The organism is Halomonas sp. TH-94, from assembly GCF_057473365.1.
On the sequence record NZ_JBYCKL010000085.1, the window covers coordinates 55,751 to 72,426 of the forward strand.

Here is a 16,676-nt window from a genome sequence, read left to right on the forward strand (position 1 = left end):
ATGGATATCGCCAAGTCGTCCATCGAACGGCCGGTCATCACCTGGCTCATTGTTGCGGTGTGCCTGCTCGGAGGGATCTGGGGGTTCAACAACGTCGGCAAGCTCGAGGATCCGTCGTTCACCATCCCCAACGCCATCATCACCACGCAGTATGCCGGTGCTACCGCTCAGGAGGTCGAGGAGGAAGTTACCGAGCGCCTGGAGATGGCCATCCAGGAGCTGCAGCAGATCGATGTGATCGAATCGCTCTCCATGCCGGGGCGCTCCGAGATCGAAGTCGAGGTGGCTTCTACCTACCACAGCGACGAGTTGCCCCAGATCTGGGACGAACTCAGGCGCAAGATCAATGACGTGCAGGGCTCGTTGCCCGAAGGCGCCTCGGCCTCACAGGTAAACGACGATTTCGGCGAGGTGTACGGCATCTTCTATGCCGTCACCACCCCGGGATATGGGCATGACGAGATTCGTGACATTTCCCGCTTCCTGCAGCGGGAAATGCTGACGGTACCCAATGTGGCGCGGGTCAGCACGGCGGGGGAGCGCGACGAGACGATCTATATCGAAATCCCCAACGAGCGGCTCACCACCCTGGGGATTCCTATCGATCATGTGATTAACACCATCCAGACAGAGAACCAGGTCACCGATGCGGGTTCGATGCGTATCGGCGATGGGCACGTGCGCATCGTCGCCCGGGCCGGCGTGGACAGTGTGGCCAATATCGAAGCCATACGTATCGGGAGGCCCGGAACCACCGAGCAAATCGCGCTGGTCGACATCGCCAATGTTTATCGCCAGCCCCTGGAGGTTCCCAATCATCTGATCCGCCATAACGGCGAACCGGCTTTCACCTTGGCCATTGCCGGTGCGGCAGAGGCCAATATCGTCGAGGTCGGGGAAGCCGTCGAACGTCGTCTCGAAGCGCTCGAGGACCGTCTGCCGCTTGGTGTCGAACTGCATCCCATCTATGAGCAGCACCATGTGGTCGATGATTCGATCAACGACTTCCTCGTCAACCTGGCTACCTCGGTAACCATCGTGATCGTGGTGCTGTGTCTATTCATGGGCTGGCGCGTCGGGGTGGTGGTAGGGGCAACCCTGCTGCTGACCGTGCTCGGCACGCTGTTCTTCATGTGGTTGTTCGATATCGAGATGGAGCGCGTCTCGCTCGGCGCCCTGATCATCGCGATGGGTATGTTGGTTGACAATGCCATCGTGGTGGCGGAGGGCATGTTGATCAACATGCAGCGCGGCAAATCGGTCAAGGAGGCCGCCAGCGAAGCCGCCGGCCGAACCCAGATCCCGCTGCTTGGCGCCACGGTGATAGGCATTCTGGCTTTCTCGGGCATTGGTCTGTCTGACGATGTCACCGGTGAGTTCCTGTTCTCTCTCTTTGCGGTGATCGGTATTTCCCTGTTGTTGAGTTGGGTGCTGGCCATCACCGTTACCCCTCTGTTCGGCTACTACCTGTTCCACGGCAAACAGCTCGCCAGTGACGAGGACCCCCATGGCGGTATGCTCTATCGCCTCTATGCCCGTTTTCTCGCATCGGCACTGAAGCTGCGTGTTCTGACCGTGGCGCTGTTGGTGGGTATAACGGCGCTTTGCGCCTGGGGCTTCACCTTCGTGTCGCAGTCGTTCTTCCCCGATTCGAACACGCCCATGTTCTACGTCAACTACGAGCTGCCACAGGGCAGCGACATCCGAGCCACTCAGCGGGATGCTGAACGCATCGAAAGGTATCTGCTCGACCAGACGGGGGTCGAGAACGTGTCGACCTTCGTCGGCCGTGGTGCCACCCGGTTCATGCTCACCTATGCCCCGGAGCAGCCCAACCCCGCCTACGCACAGTTCATCGTGCGGGCGGACAGCCTGGATCGCATCGCTGAGCTCGATCCTCATGTCTATGAGGAGCTGCAGCAAGCGTTCCCCGAAGCGCGGGTGCGCACCGAGCGAATCCAGTTCGGCCCGGGTGGCGATGCCCAGATCGAAGCGCGCTTCCATGGTTATGACCCAACTGAGCTACGTCGTCTGGCGGAAGAGGCTCAGCAGCGAATGCGTGCCAACCCTGCGGTGATCGATGTGCGTCAGAACTGGCGCGAGCAGGAAACCGTCGTGGTGCCCCAGTACAACGAAGAGCGTGCCCGCATCGCCGGAGTAACGCGAGACGAGCTGGCGCAGACGCTGCAGTTCGCTGCCTCGGGGGTGCGTGCTGGAACCTACCGCGAGGGTGACAACCTGATTCCCATCGTGGCCCGGCCACCAACAGGCGAAAGGGGCGATGTCGCGCTGCTGGACGACCGCATGGTATGGAGCAATGCGGAGCAGCGTTTCATCCCCATCGCGCAAATCGTCGACGGCTTCGAGACACAAAGCGAAGAGGCGCAGATACATCGTCGCAACCGGGTACGGACACTGACGGTACAGGCCGATCCTGCAGAGGGTTACACCGCTGCGGCAGCCCATGACGCGGTGCGTGGCGAGATCGAGAATATTGCCCTGCCTACAGGTTACGGCTTGGCATGGGGCGGAGAGTATGAAGACTCAGCCGATGCTCAGGCATCGCTGGCGCAGCAGCTTCCGTTCAGCTTCGTCGCGATGCTTGTCGTCTCGATCCTGCTGTTCGGCAAGCTGCGCCAGCCGCTGATCATCTGGCTGGTGGTGCCCATGTCGATTTGCGGCGTGGTGATAGGCCTGCTGGTCACGGGCCTGCCGTTCTCCTTTACGGCCCTGCTGGGGATGCTCAGCCTGTCCGGCATGCTGATGAAGAACGGCATCGTGCTGGTCGATGAAATCGATGCACAGATCGACTCGGGCAAGGAGCGCCTGGCTTCTCTGATCGATGCCAGTATCAGCCGCTTGCGTCCGGTGGCGCTGGCGGCGGGCACCACCATCCTGGGTATGCTGCCGCTACTGTTCGACGCCTTCTTCAGCAGCATGGCGGTCACCATCATGGGTGGGTTGGCCTTTGCCTCGCTGCTGACCCTGATTGCGGTGCCGGTATTTTATTCGCTGTTCTTCGGTATTCCTTATCGCAAGGCGAGCGAGAGGGATGAAGAAGCCGAGCCGTCATCGTCGGCCTCGGGTGGCTGATCCGCTTCGCTCTCGTCGGCAAAGTGATATTCGCCCTGGTCCGAGATGGGGCAGGTACCTGCCTGCTGATCGAGGTAGGGCCGCAGGATCGGTTCCATGCCCTTGAGAACCTGGACCGGCAGGGCGGAAGTGAAGCGGAAGTCGTCGGAGGTGCTGCCTGCGACATAGGCGGTAAGGGTGCCGAAGTGATTGTCGCCGATATAGAAAACGAAGGTGGCGGTCCGGTTGCGTGCGCGAGAATGGGTGACCTGGCCGCTCCTGCTGACCGTTTCGAAGCGATTGTTGCCGGTACCCGTCTTGCCCCCAAGCACCAGGGGTGCGCCGTCCTCCAAGGTGAAGCTTCCCAGCAGCCGTCGGGCGGTGCCGCCTTCGACCACCTGGGAGAGCGTGTCGCGCAGTACGGCGGCCACTTCCGGTGCCATCACCCGCTGTGCCTGTCCGGTAGCCGGCAGGAAGCGCGTTTCATAAGGCGTTCCGGCTGCGAAGTGAAGCTCATCGATACGCAGAGTCGGCAGTTTTACTCCGTCGTTGAGAATGATGCCCATCAGCTCGGCCAATGCCGACGGACGGTCGCCGGAGCTGCCCACGGCGGTGGCCAGGGAGGGTACCAGATGACCGAACGGATAGCCCAGACGCTGCCAGCGCTCATGAATGTCGAGGAATGCCTCGACCTCCAGCATGGTACGGATACGCACGTCCCGGGCGCTGCGGTGGCGGGTGCGGAACAGCCAGCCATAGACTTCCTGGCGTTGATCGACGCTGGCCGCCGTCGCTTCGGCAAAGCTGGCCTCGGGATAGTCCAGCAGGTAACCCACGAGCCATAGCTCGAGCGGATGCACCCGAGCCACATAACCCTGGTCGGTGAGAGAGAAGCTGCCCGGCGCGTAACGTTCGTAGAGTGCTGAAACCTCGCGCTCGCCAGGCGGGTCGTTACCGGGCAACCATGCCGCCAGAAAAGAGCGGAACTCGTCGAGTTCGGCTTCAGGGAACAGATAGCGATGCACGGCTGCTAGCCTGGGGGCGGAGACGTTCAATCCCTCGAGAAAGGTGGTCAGTCGCGCTTCGCTGTCGAGCTGGTGATATTTGCGCCAGAAACGGTGCAGAAAGGTCCGCCCTTCACGGTCGGCAAACAGGCGCAGATACTCCTGTCGCCGGGGATCGCTGTCGTCCTCGAGCAGTTGGGAGCGGTGCTCGTCATGATGGGTGCTATAGCGAACCAGATCGCGCATCAGCCGAATGAAGGGCAGATTGAGGGATTCGCGCATGGACTCGGATAGGGTCGCGTTGCGTCCGTTGTCCTCACGCCGAAAGTTGCTGAAAGTGTGTCGTCCACCGCCGGTGAAGAAGGCTTCTGCGGGGCTGGCCGAGTAGCGTCGTTCCATGGCCATGTTGAGCAAATCCGGGAGCGTCAGTGCAGGTGCCTCTATCAGCCGGTCCAGTACCCAGCGGCTCAGCGTGTCCTGGCGATCGGTTTCGACGGCGCGCAGCGCCTCGACGCTCGCCCCCGCATGTCGATCGTACAGCTCGGCCACGATTTCCAGATAAGTCGCCAGCACTCTCAGCTTGGCGGTCGAGCCGAGTTCGAGTTTACTGCTGCCGCTGATGTCGAAAGGTTGGTCGGTGTTGTCGGTCTGGACACGAACGTGGAAACCGCTCTCGCTGCGCTCGAACAGGGTAAAGCTGTAGTTCACGTCTTGGGTACGATCCGGGGCGAGCATGCGATCGCCCAGCAGGCCGACCTCTCCTGCGAACTCCGGTTCTGCCAGGCGCCTGAGATAGTGGGTCACGTCCCGCTGAAGCTCGGCGTGAAGCGTGGTGCTGGCCGCGAGATCGAGACGGTCAAGGTCGTAGAACGACATGCCCAGCATGCCGCCAAGGCGCTGGCGAACCATCTGGAGTCCCTTGTCCGGCTCGACATTGAGGCTGAAAGGCTCAGTCGTCAGGTCACGAAATGCCAGGCGCTGCTCAAGGGCCGCCTGGGCGAGATCGTTGGCTATCACGCCTTCCTGACGCAGCAAACGAAGATGGCTGTCGGTCAGCTCCTCCAGTGCGTGCCTGCCGCCGGCCAGATACCAGGATGGCCGACGCTGGGCGATCATCAATGCAAGTACCTGGCGCAAGGCCAGCCCCTGTTCCGCCCGTCCATCGACGCCATCGAATCCGATAGCCAAGCGCCTGTTCAAGGTATCGAAATCGGCGCCGAACCACGCCCACAAGCCGTCACCCAGTCCGTGTACCTCACCGTAGCCGGGAGCCGCCGACAGCGGCACCGTATTGAGGTAGGCGAGTGCCACGTCCTGTCGTGCGGTCAGCGTTTGCGGTCCTTGTCGATAGCTGCGCACGCTGGCAGAGATCATCTGGCGCAGTTTCTCCATCGGCGAGTAGGTCAAGCCTCGCGGCGAATGGCGATACTTTTCAATCTGAGTGGCCAGCGTACTGCCGCCGGCAGCCTGACCCGACATATCCAGGGCGCGTCCCACCTGTGAGAAAGCCGCCCGGGTAAAGCGTGGCCAATCCACCGCAGGGTTGGCATACGGAGCACTCTCATCGAGCAATTGGCGATTCTCGATAAACAGCAGGACCTGCAGAATGACGGGGGGAATGGCCTCGAAGCTGGCGTAATGACGCTGAGGATGGCGGAAATGGTAGAACGACTCGCCACGGCACTCCTCGATGGTCAGGCCGGCTTGGGCCTTCTCGGCATAGGGTGGAAAGAAGCCTCGGCGGGTGTAATCGAGCAGGGCCGGCGAAAAACGAGCCTGTTCGGCGACTTCATAGCCGCGGGCATATAAGCGGGTCTCGAATTCCGGCATCAGGGTATAGCCGAGGCGCTGATCGAAGGGACCGTGCTGGGGAAAGAGAACGCGACTGCTGCGGCCAGGCTCCACTGTGTAGTCGAGGGTTGCGGCGTAGCGTGAGAGTTCCTGTGCCTGAAAATGCGACGTCTTGGCTTCGGCGACGAGAAGCGTGGCCAAGGAGACGCCGAACAGCAGCAGCAGGATAGCCAGCGTCAAGTAGAGGAAGCGGCGCGACGATGGTGCTCGAGGAGCCGGGGTAATTCTCGGTTCCTGTATGAAGGGCGAGCGCTTGGGGGGCGATTCGCCATTGTCGAGCCACGCCACGGTAGACGAATCCCGGCGTGACGAAGAACCGCGCGCACCCATACGTCACTCCCACTCGACCGCGACTTATACTTTTCGTTTTAGCCTAGTCCGGTGGGGCAATAAAGTAGTTGCTAAAAAAGAAATTGTAACAGGACCCTGTTCACACTGTGCGGTAAACCCCGAAATGCGTCATTCCACGGTCATGTAGATGCATTGCCTGCATACGACTCATTACCCCCTGATTGCAATAAAGCAGGTAACGACGATCATCGGGCAGTGCCTCGGCTCGCGACTGAAGTTCGAAAAAGGGTATTTGCAGGCAGTCGATTTGAGAAAGCAGCAGGGGGGCTGCCTCGCGCTCCGCAGGCGGACGAATATCGATCACGCTGATGGTGTCATCAAGGGCCGCAGCGAGCAGGTCGGTCACTACCTCGAGTTCCGACGGCTCCTTCTCGGGACGCTCCATCAGGCGGTCGGAGCGGGTGATGATCGCTCGCTCCACGGCGTCCGCCAGCACGTCGAAATCGAAGCTTTCCTCGGCGGCCAGCACTCTTTCATGGCGTGCCTGGGTATTGGGCCGCTGGGAAACCGCACCGCACACTTCCGGCATGCCCTCGGCGAAGACAGCGGTGCCTATCTGCCGAGCGGTATCGATGATGGTCTGTTTGTCCTCGGCGATAAGGGGGCGCAGGATGGGAATGTCGCTGGCCTCATCCATCAGCACCAGATTGGTCAGGCTCTGGCTCGAGACCTGGGCAATGGCATCGCCTGTCACCAGCAGGGGGATGTTCGTCTGCGTTGCAATACGGCTGGCAGCACGAACCATCATGCGCTTGAGCGCAACGCCGATCAGTCCGTCGGGAATGCTGCGCTGGAGCTCAGCCACGACGCCCTCAAAGGGCACCGAAAAGAATTTCACCCGATGGGAGCGTGAATAGCGCTCCCACAAATGATGGGCAACCTCGCGCACGGCAGCCTCGTGTCCGGCACCGCCGAGTTCGAAAAATATGAAGTGAGTCTTGATGCCGCGGCGCATCATTTTCCAGGCCGCCACGGGAGAGTCGTAGCCCCCCGATACCAGAGCCAGCGACTGGCCTTGGAGGCCCATCGGATAGCCGCCCAGCCCAGGCCAGCGTTGGCGCACCATGCGCAGACGTTCCTCGACCACATCCACTCTCACGTCGACGTCCGGATCCTTGAGCCGCACCCTGGCGCCGGGGGCGGCGTCGAGCAGCGCACGCCCAAGATGGCGCTCCAGCTGCTCCGAGCTGAACTCATGCTGTCCTCTGCGCTTGACCGTAACGCGAAAGCTGCGGCCGGCAATGACGTCTCGCCATGCCGGCACCAGGCGCTCCGCGGTATCGGCAAAGGAAACGAAGGGGGCCTCCTCGACGCATTGCACCTCGTGTATGCCGGGAATACGGCAGAGCATCTCCTGCAGCTGAGTGTGCCAAGTCGGCAGGGCGTCTTGCGGTACCTTTACGCTCAACGCATCCCATCCCCCATGGACCTGCAATCTTTCGCCGAGCGGTCGCAGCACATTACGTACGTTGCCGACCAGACAGCGAGTCATCTGGCGGCGCACGGAACGCGACTTGATGGTGATCTCCGGAAACAGCTTGAGCAGGTAATACATGATCGATGCACTTGTAAAAGGTTTGGAAAACAATTGCTTGTCATTATACCAAAGTGGCGAGGAATGGGGTGCTTTCCTGCGGTCGTCGATCAGGGGGAGTTACTGCAGCGGGCGCCGTAGGGCGCCCGCTGGCAGGAAGGATGGGACTGTCGTGTGTCAGTACAGTGCTTGCTCCTCGCCGATCACTTCCTTCAACAGCTCGAGAAACAATTTATCCGCCTCGGAGTGCTCCCGCGGGTCCTCGGGGATGTGCACGCTGGTGGTGTCGGAAATTTCGTTGGCGATACGGGCAGCCGCCTCATCCGCCTTGCCTTCGCTGTAGTGGCGACGTGCGATATCCAATGACTGTTCGAGGATTTGCGGTTCCTGTAACAGCTTCTTGATGAAACCACGTAGTTCGTTGATGACGCGAGTCTTTTGAATTTCAGACGAAGCTGACATGTCAAGTCTCCTTATGCCGATAGCGCATGCCGTTCTTGAGGTTGACGATAGCATGTTTGGTGGATGGCGGGAGAGCGCTTCGGTTACTGAACGAACCACGCTCCCCGCATGCTAGTTCGTTATGCGTCATCTCATGCGAAAGGTTGAAATGACCACAAAGGAATCTATTGGACAATCAGATAAGCTCAGTTACTCTAGCTTACAAAAAGGGAGAGTGTCATTTGGTGCCGTCTCCTTATGTACTCCTCATGATCTGCCTCAAAGATCTGATGGCACCGGGCGCAAAACCCTAAGTCAGCTTTAGAAAGGGAATCGGGAAAGGATGCACCATTCGGCCAGGCCGGATGAGCCCCGTAATAACAAGAATATGTCTCCACAACTCGACGGATCGCCTGTGCAGACGGGGCGACCAGATCAGGAAAAGGGAACACCCATGAAACAGTCGAAGGAACTCTCTCGCGCTCACCGCGTGGCCAAGGCCGTTGTGGTGGGATCTTCGCTCGCGCTTCTCCCACTGTCCGCTGCGGTGGCGCAGACCCTGCCGGCCGGTCTGGCAGCACCTGGCGCATCCGATATCCAGCAGGTCGTGCGACAGGCGCTGGTCACCAACCCGGAAGTCAAAGCCGCTTGGAACGGAATGAATGCCGCGGGCCATGATGTCGATGTAGCTCGCGGTAACTATCTGCCCAGCATCGATGTGGCGGCCGGTATCGGTCGCGAGGAGCGGGAGGGTGACGGGCGCGGCAGCTACGATACCGATTTCGCCGAGTTGCGCCTGACCCAAATGATCTACGATGGCTTCGCGACGCGCAGCGATGTCGAGCGTCTCGATCGTGCCAAACTGGTGCGTTACTACGAGCTGCTGGGTGCCAGCGAAAACGTGGCCCTGGAAGCGACGCGTGCCTATCTCGATGTCAGCCGTTATCGCGAACTCGTGCGTCTGGCTCAGGACAACTACGCCGACCATCTGCGCGTTTTCAACCAGATCGAGGATCGGGTGCGCTCCGGCGCCGGGCGTGGCGTCGACCTGGAGCAGATCAGCGGCCGTCTGGCGCTGGCAGAGTCCAACCTGATGACCGAGGCGTCGAACCTGCATGACGTCACCGCACGCTACCTGCGCATCGTAGGAAGCCTGCCGGCCGAGAATCTGGCGCCGGCGCCGGCACTCGACGACCGGCTGCCGCCTTCTGTCAGCGAAGCCGTCAACCTTGCCTTCCAGGGAAATCCCGATTTCCATGCCGCCATCGAGAACATCGAAGCGGCCCGGGCAGAAAAGACCGGCACTCGCGCCGGGTTCCAGCCGCGCCTGGATTTGCGCGGACGTACGGGCACCAATAACAACGAGAGCGGCTTCGACGGTTTCGGGCGGCGCGATCGCCACAGCATCGAACTCGTTGCCAGCATGAATCTGTATCGGGGCGGCAGCGATCTGGCTTCGTTTCGTGCGGCCAGCGATCGCGTCGAACAAGCCATCGACCAGCGCGATCTGGCCTGTACCAATGTGCGTCAGACGACACAGATTGCCTTTAATGACACTCAGCGCCTGCGCGAGCAGGTTCGCTACCTCAACGAACACCGCCAATCGATCGACCGCGTTCGCGGTGCCTACCAGCAGCAGTTCGACATCGGCCAGCGTACCCTGCTCGACGTACTCGACAGCGAGAACGAGTACTTCGAGGCCAGCCGTGCCTATGCCAACGCCCAGTATGACATCGCATTGGCCGATGCACGTACCCTGGCTGCCATGGGTCAGCTGATGCAAGCGCTGGGCGTGATGCGCGACGACATGCCGACGCTGGCCGAACTGGGAAGCGACGGTGTGGCACTCGACCCGAGCGTGCTTTGCCCCATCGACGGCCCTGGCGGCTATACCCTGGCTGACTTCACTCGCGGTATCAGTGCGCCGGCACCGACTCGCGCTCCTGACGTCACGCTCTCCGCGGACGCTCTGTTCGCCGTCAACAGCGCTGAGCTGGGGCCCGATTCGCGCCAGGAGCTTACCGAGCTGGCCGGTCAGATTCGCGGACGTACCGATCTGGCGCGGGTGTTCATTGCCGGTCACGCCGACAGCACCGGCAGCGATGCCATCAACGATCCTCTGTCGCAGCGCCGTGCCGACAGCGTGGCGGAATACCTGGCTGGTCAAGGTGTGGATCGCAGCTTGATCCAAACCCGCGGTTACGGTTCGCGCCAACCCGTGGCGAGCAACGATACGGTGGAAGGGCGTCGTCAGAACCGTCGTGTTGAAGTCACGCTCGAGCGAGTGGGTGAGAATCTCGACATGAGCGCCGCGCAGCAGTGGCCAGCCATGGGCACCACTGACCTTGGCCAGGGGGCTCAGCCGAGCCTGGATATGGTCTGGGCAGAGCAGCGCCCCGTTGCCACTGTCTATGGTGAGCTGTATGGCGAACTGGTCGATTTCGTCCAGCCCGAGTCGTATGCAACCGATGCGCTCGCGCAGGGTGCCTATGTGCAAGTAGTAGCGCTCAAGGATGTCGAACGTGCACACCAGCTCGGCAGCCAGCTCAGCGATACCTTGGCAAGTCCGATGCGGCTGGTCAGTTCTACCGATCTGCACCGTGTGCAACTTGGGCCGATCGGTGACCCGGCGGAGCTGGCGGCCCTGCGAGGCGAGCTGAAGCGTCTGGGTTACGCCGACAGCTACGTCGTACAGGGCTGAAGGACCCGGGGTACCAGCTGCCTGGGCTGAGTTGGTTCAGGCAGCTCTCGTTATCAAGTACTACCCGCCCGGATTAGCCGGGCGGGCCTCATCCCCGAGGTCCACGTGACGCAGCAAGAAGTGTTGTATTCCTCTCAGGAGGCACCTCGCTCGGCGGTTCGCGACGAACTGCTCGAGTGCCTGCAAACCATTGCTTTAGCTCATGATCATGCGGTCACGCCCGATTCGTTGACGGCGGGACTGCCATTGGAAGAAGGTCGGCTGACACCGGGGGTGTTCCCGCGTGCGGCCGCGCGCGCCAACATGACGGCGCGTATCGTTAAGAGTCGCCTGGTACAGCTCAATCCGGCACTTTTTCCTGCCGTTTTGCTACTCGAGCCGGGCCGTGCCTGTGTGCTCGTGGCACTCGATATCAAGGCTCGTCGTGCTCGAGTGATCTTTCCCGAACTGGGCGATGCCGTCACCGAGGTCGATCTCGATGGGCTGACCGAAAGCTACAGTGGCCAGGCCATCTACGTGCGCCCGCGTTTCCGCTTCGATGCGCGGGGCCCGGAAGTCGGTAAGCAGCGTGCACGCCATTGGTTCTGGGGGGTCATCCGCGAAAATCGTCGACTCTATCGCGATGTGGTCGCCGGCTCCATTGTCATCAATCTGTTTGCCGTGGCCATGCCGCTGTTCGTACTCAACGTCTACGACCGCGTTGTACCCAACCATGCGACCGAAACGCTATGGGTCTTGGCTGCCGGTATCTTCGTCGTTCTCTGTTTCGATCTCGCGCTGCGCCTGATGCGCAGCGCTTTCGTCGACCTGGCGGCCAGCCGGGCCGACGTCAAACTCTCCTCGAGGATCATGGCCCAGGTACTGGGGCTGCGCATGGAAGCCAAACCGGCATCCACCGGCTCGTTCGCCTCGACCCTGCAGTCCTTCGAATCGGTGCGCTCCTTCATCGGCTCGGCAACCGTCGTGGCCCTGGTCGATCTGCCATTCGTGATTCTCTTCGTCGGTGTCATAGCTCTGATTGGAGCGCCGCTGGCGCTGCCGGTCATCATCGGTATTGTCGTGGTGCTGCTGTATGCGCTGGCGGCCCAGGGCAAACTGCACGAACTATCCGAGACAACCTGGCGCGTCAGTGCTCAGCGAAACGCCACATTGGTAGAATCACTGTCGAGCTTGGAAACGGTCAAGACACTGCGTGCCGAGAGCCGCATTCAGAGCAGCTGGGAGAAGGCGACTGCCTTCCTGTCACGTACTTCGGCACAGCTGCGCCTGGTCAGCACCTCCGTTTCCAACCTTGCCATGTGGGCGCAACACACCGTGGCGGTATGCGTAATCTTGGTAGGGGTCTATCTGATCATCGATGGCAATCTCACCCAGGGCGGGTTGATTGCCGCGTACATGCTGTCGTCGCGAGCCATGGCGCCGGTCAGCCAAGCGGCGGCGTTGCTGGCGCAGTACCATCAATCGTCCACCGCGCTTCAATCCCTGGATGGCGTCATGCAGCGTCCGGTGGAAAGGCCGGAAGGCAAGTCGTTCATTACCCGGCCGGTGATTCACGGTGAGATCCGCTTCGACAAGGCCTCGCTGCGCTATCCGGACGAAGAGCGCGATGCGCTGCGCGATATCTCGCTCAAAATCGAGCCAGGTGAAAAGGTGGCGCTGCTGGGGCGTGTCGGCTGCGGCAAGACTTCTCTCAACAAGCTGCTGCTGGGTCTGTATGCGCCCACGGCAGGAGCAGTGCTGATCGACGGCGTCGACCTGCGTCAGTTCGATCCCATCCAATTGCGCCGTCATATCGGCTATGTGCCTCAGGACGTCAGCCTGTTCTTCGGTTCGCTGCGCGACAATATCGTGGCCGGTGGTGGTAGCGATGGCGTTGACGATGAATCGTTGCTGCGCGCAATCAAGCTCAGCGGGCTGGAAAGCCTGGTCAACGGGCACCCCCACGGTGTCGATTTGCAGGTAGGCGAGCGCGGTCAGATGCTCTCTGGTGGCCAGCGGCAGGCTGTCGCCATCGCTCGAGCCATGGTGCACGACCCGCAGATCCTGTTGCTGGACGAACCCACCAGCTCCATGGATCACGCCAGCGAGGAGGCCTTCAAGGCCAGCTTGAAACAGTACGGAGAAGGAAAGACCCTCGTCGTGGTCACTCACCGTACCTCTCTGCTCTCCTTGGTAGACCGCATCATTGTCATCGATGCCGGCAAGGTAGTGGCCGATGGCCCGCGCGACAAAGTCGTCGAGGCCTTGCGTAAAGGCCAGATCGGGAGGGCCAGCTGATGACCGCCATGTCTCCCAAGGCCAAGGGCAAGACGGCCGAGCAGCAAGGTTTCGAGGCTATCGGACGTTTTTCCGAAGTGGGCGGCAAGCCGTTCCGTCCCTTTATGGATCGTCTGTTCTCCAAGCGGGTCACTTCCGCTCATCTCAATCGCGATTGGGCCAGCGATGCCGACTGGGCTCGCATGCAGCAAGATCCGATCCGTGCCAGGGTCTTCCTTTACACGGTATTGCTCGCCGTCTTCGCCCTGATTGCGTGGTCCTACTTTGCTCCGATCGATGAGGTCACCCGTGGAACGGGGCGCGTGATCCCATCCAGCCAGCTGCAGAAGGTACAGTCTTTCGATGGCGGGGTCGTCCAGGAGATCCTGGTGCGCGAGGGCCAGCTCGTCGAAGCGGGTCAGGTTCTGATGCGAATCGATCCAACGCGTTTCATTGCCAATTTCCGAGAGAACCGAGCCCAGGCGTTGGCGCTGCGTGCCCGCGCCGAGCGGCTGCGCGCCCTGGCAACCGATACGCCCTTCAACCCCGATGACGAGCTACGCAACGAGGCGCCGGATATCGTCGCCCAGGAGCGTGAAGTCTACGAGAGCCGGCGTGAGGAATTGCGCGAACAGGAGAGCATTCTGCGCGATCGTATCCGTCAGCGCGAAGAGGAACTCAACGAGGCCAAGGCGAGGCGCGATACCGCTCAGCGCGAGGCCAACATGGCCAGCCAGGAGCTCAACCTGACGCGGCCGCTGCTGCAGTCCGGTGCTGTCTCGGAGGTGGATATCCTCAGACTCGAACGTGAAGTTTCCCGGGCCACTGGTGAGCGCAACCAGGCCTCGGCCGCCGTTGCACGACTGGAAGCTGCCGTGGAAGAGGCGCGTACCCAGCTACGTGAGATCGGCGCCGAGCGGCGCAGCAGCTGGCGCAACGACCTTGCACAGACCGTTGGCGATCTGGGCGCGCTGGATGAATCCAGTGCCGGCTTGCAGGATCGAGTGCGCCTGGCCGAGGTTCGTTCACCGGTAACCGGCGTGGTGCAGCGTCTGGGAATCACCACCCTGGGCGGCGTCGTGCAGCCGGGCCAGGATGTGGTGGATATCATTCCCAGCGACGATCAACTTCTGGTCGAGGCGCGTATCGCCCCGCAGGATATCGCCTTCCTGCGCCCCGGCCAGCCTGCCACGATCAAGCTCACCGCCTACGATTTCGCCATCTTCGGTGGGCTGGCAGCCGAACTCGATCATATCAGTGCCGATACCATCACCGATGAGAACGACAACACCTTCTACCTAGTGCGCGTGAGAACCATCGAAGGGGAAGACCTGAGCAGCGAAATTCAGGTCATTCCCGGCATGACGGCTCAGGTCGATATCATGACAGGCAAGCGCACCGTGATGCAGTTTCTGCTCAAACCCGTGCTACGGGCATGGAGCGACTCCATGGGGGAACGATAATGGCAGTGCTGTTCGTCAGTCAGAAGCGTCCTGAAATACCACGTTTACGCAGTGCATTCGCCGAGCTCCGTCGAGTCACACCCGATCAGGCAACGGGGATGGTAAGTAGCGGTGATCGCGCCTGGGTAATGGCCGATCATGCTGAGTGGCCGGCACTGACATCGGCCCTGGCAGCGCGAGGCGCCATTGCCGTAGTGATGTCGCTTACGCCGAGCGAAGCGGAAGCGATGCAGGCACTACAGGCTGGGGCGCGTGGGTATGTGCACGCGCTTTCTCCTGCTGAAATGATGCAGCAAGTAGCTTTGGTGACCGGCAATCAGGGGGTCTGGGTACCGGCCGAGCTGCTCAGCAAGGTCTTAGGTGCGGCCTTTGCCACCTTGGGTGGACGCGATAGCTTGGCACCTGACAGCTTGGCAGCGCTGACCGAACGTGAACGTGCCGTTGCCCTGGCAGTGGCCGAAGGGCGGAGCAACAAGGAAGCCGCTCGTCAGCTCGACATCACCGAGCGGACCGTGAAGGCGCACCTGGGTGCGGTTTTTCGCAAGCTGGGCGTGCGCGACCGTATGCAGTTGGTGCTCAAGCTGTCCAAGCAGGACGAGAACGTCGTCTGATCACTCCCTCATCCTTCCCACCAAATCTCCAATGAACACTTTCTCGGCTTGCCGCTATAAGGCAAGCCTTTGTTTTTCTGCGTGGTTTCCCCGTCAAATCTGATGATGTGACCGTACTGTCCATCGGTACAATACTTTCGTTTCCAAGCGTAACCTAATGTATATCGTCAGGGGTCCATCCTTGGTGCGCTCACGGTGCGCCTCGAGAAAACAGAAAAAAACGCAACAACTTAGACGAATCAGGGAGTCATGTCATGGCCATTGCCACGGTTATTTCCATCACAGGTCGCGCCTGGGCGCGTGATGCCGAAGGTAACGTTCGCGAGCTGCGTGTGGGCGATACCCTTCAGGAAGGGGAAGTACTCGTTACCTCCGATAATGGTAGCGCTCAGCTCGATTTCGGCGATGGTCAGGATGCAGCGGTAATCGAAGGTGGCGAGCAGGTGGCCATGACTCCCGAGCTCGATGCCGACGAAGCGGTCGATACGAGTCAATTCGCCGCTCTCGATGAGGATCTGGAAGCACTGCTTGCTGCGCTGGACGACGACAGCATCGATCTGCTCGATGTACTCGACGCTACTGCAGCAGGCGCCGGTGGCGGCGGTGGTGCCGATGGCGGACACAGCTTCGTACGTCTGGCGCGCGTCGCCGAGGACACTAACCCGCTGGCGTTCGAATATGGTCTGGGGCAATCCTCTGACTTGCCGGAGATAGAGGGTGCTGCCTTCCTGGCTGGAGCAGAAGAGGTCATCGCACCTACCGCGGGAAGCTTCGAAGGCTCGCTGAATGATGCCAGCCTGCTGAGCGAATCCGGTTCCGTCGTCACTGGCACGCTACCGTTTTCGTTTGGTACGGGCACCAATGGTAGCGTCACCTTTGCCGACATGGATGGTGTGCAAGTACAGATCGGTCAGGAAACGATCGTCTACAGCTGGGATGCTGGCAGCAATACTCTTACCGCCTTCTCGCCCGCCCGCGAACTCAATATTTTCACTATCCAGGTCAATCCCAGTACGGGCGAGTTCGTCTTGACGCAGCTGAACAATCTGCTGCATGCCGAGGGCACCGACGAAGCGGTGGCCAGCCTGATTTACACCGTGACCAGCAGCAGCGGTACGGTTACCGGTACGCTCAATATCACCATTCTGGACGACAGCCCGAGCGTCGAAGTAGGCAGCGTAGACCTTGGCCAGCTCGTCTTGACCGTCTTTGATCGCGATACAGCTGACGGCACCTCTGTTGCGAAGGGTGGCGTAGCCGCGGCCTTCGAATCCGCCGTGAATGTCAATTACGGCGCCGACGGCGCGGGCAGCGTCGTCGTCGACGGCTATGCCCTGAGCCTGGGCAACGTCCCGCACGGCCTGACCAGCAGTGGTGAGGCAATCGTCTTCA

General features: G+C 60.9%; 9 protein-coding genes. 6 read left to right on the top strand and 3 right to left on the bottom strand.

From position 1 onward, the window contains the following. Positions 1 to 3,093 (top strand): efflux RND transporter permease subunit, encoded by a 3,093-nt coding sequence (locus AC2VNO_RS16150; protein ID WP_486935084.1) that lies wholly within the window; start codon positions 1 to 3, stop codon positions 3,091 to 3,093. Here the strand turns inward: AC2VNO_RS16150 and AC2VNO_RS16155 are convergent. The 3 genes from AC2VNO_RS16155 to AC2VNO_RS16165 form a co-directional block, all read right to left on the bottom strand. Continuing rightward, on the bottom strand, positions 3,030 to 6,257 hold the full coding sequence (locus tag AC2VNO_RS16155; protein ID WP_486935085.1) for a transglycosylase domain-containing protein: 3,228 nt from the start codon (positions 6,255 to 6,257) through the stop codon (positions 3,030 to 3,032). The genes AC2VNO_RS16150 and AC2VNO_RS16155 overlap by 64 nt on opposite strands. A 100-nt stretch (positions 6,258 to 6,357) precedes the next feature. After that, positions 6,358 to 7,833, bottom strand: coding sequence for a tRNA uracil 4-sulfurtransferase ThiI (gene thiI, locus AC2VNO_RS16160; RefSeq protein ID WP_486935086.1), 1,476 nt, complete (start codon positions 7,831 to 7,833; stop codon positions 6,358 to 6,360). Positions 7,834 to 7,989: 156 nt separating this feature from the next. Continuing rightward, positions 7,990 to 8,274, bottom strand: coding sequence for a hypothetical protein (locus AC2VNO_RS16165; RefSeq protein WP_486935087.1), 285 nt, complete (start codon positions 8,272 to 8,274; stop codon positions 7,990 to 7,992). 433 nt (positions 8,275 to 8,707) lie between these two features. Between AC2VNO_RS16165 and AC2VNO_RS16170 the strand changes: the two genes are divergently transcribed. The 5 genes from AC2VNO_RS16170 to AC2VNO_RS16190 form a co-directional block, all read left to right on the top strand. Further along, positions 8,708 to 10,954: a TolC family outer membrane protein gene (locus tag AC2VNO_RS16170; protein WP_486935088.1), complete on the top strand. Its 2,247-nt coding sequence runs from the start codon at positions 8,708 to 8,710 to the stop codon at positions 10,952 to 10,954. A 105-nt stretch (positions 10,955 to 11,059) separates the two neighbouring features. Further along, the gene (locus AC2VNO_RS16175; RefSeq protein WP_486935089.1) at positions 11,060 to 13,231 is read left to right on the top strand and encodes a type I secretion system permease/ATPase; all 2,172 of its coding nucleotides are present in this window, start codon (positions 11,060 to 11,062) and stop codon (positions 13,229 to 13,231) included. After that, positions 13,231 to 14,673 (top strand): HlyD family type I secretion periplasmic adaptor subunit, encoded by a 1,443-nt coding sequence (locus tag AC2VNO_RS16180; protein WP_486935090.1) that lies wholly within the window; start codon positions 13,231 to 13,233, stop codon positions 14,671 to 14,673. The genes AC2VNO_RS16175 and AC2VNO_RS16180 overlap by 1 nt, the downstream gene beginning before the upstream one ends. After that, positions 14,673 to 15,284, top strand: coding sequence for a response regulator transcription factor (locus AC2VNO_RS16185; RefSeq protein WP_486935091.1), 612 nt, complete (start codon positions 14,673 to 14,675; stop codon positions 15,282 to 15,284). The genes AC2VNO_RS16180 and AC2VNO_RS16185 overlap by 1 nt, the downstream gene beginning before the upstream one ends. A gap of 254 nt (positions 15,285 to 15,538) precedes the next feature. Continuing rightward, positions 15,539 to 16,676, top strand: a 1,138-nt coding sequence (locus AC2VNO_RS16190) for a retention module-containing protein (RefSeq protein ID WP_486935092.1), incomplete at its 3' end; no start/stop codon positions are given.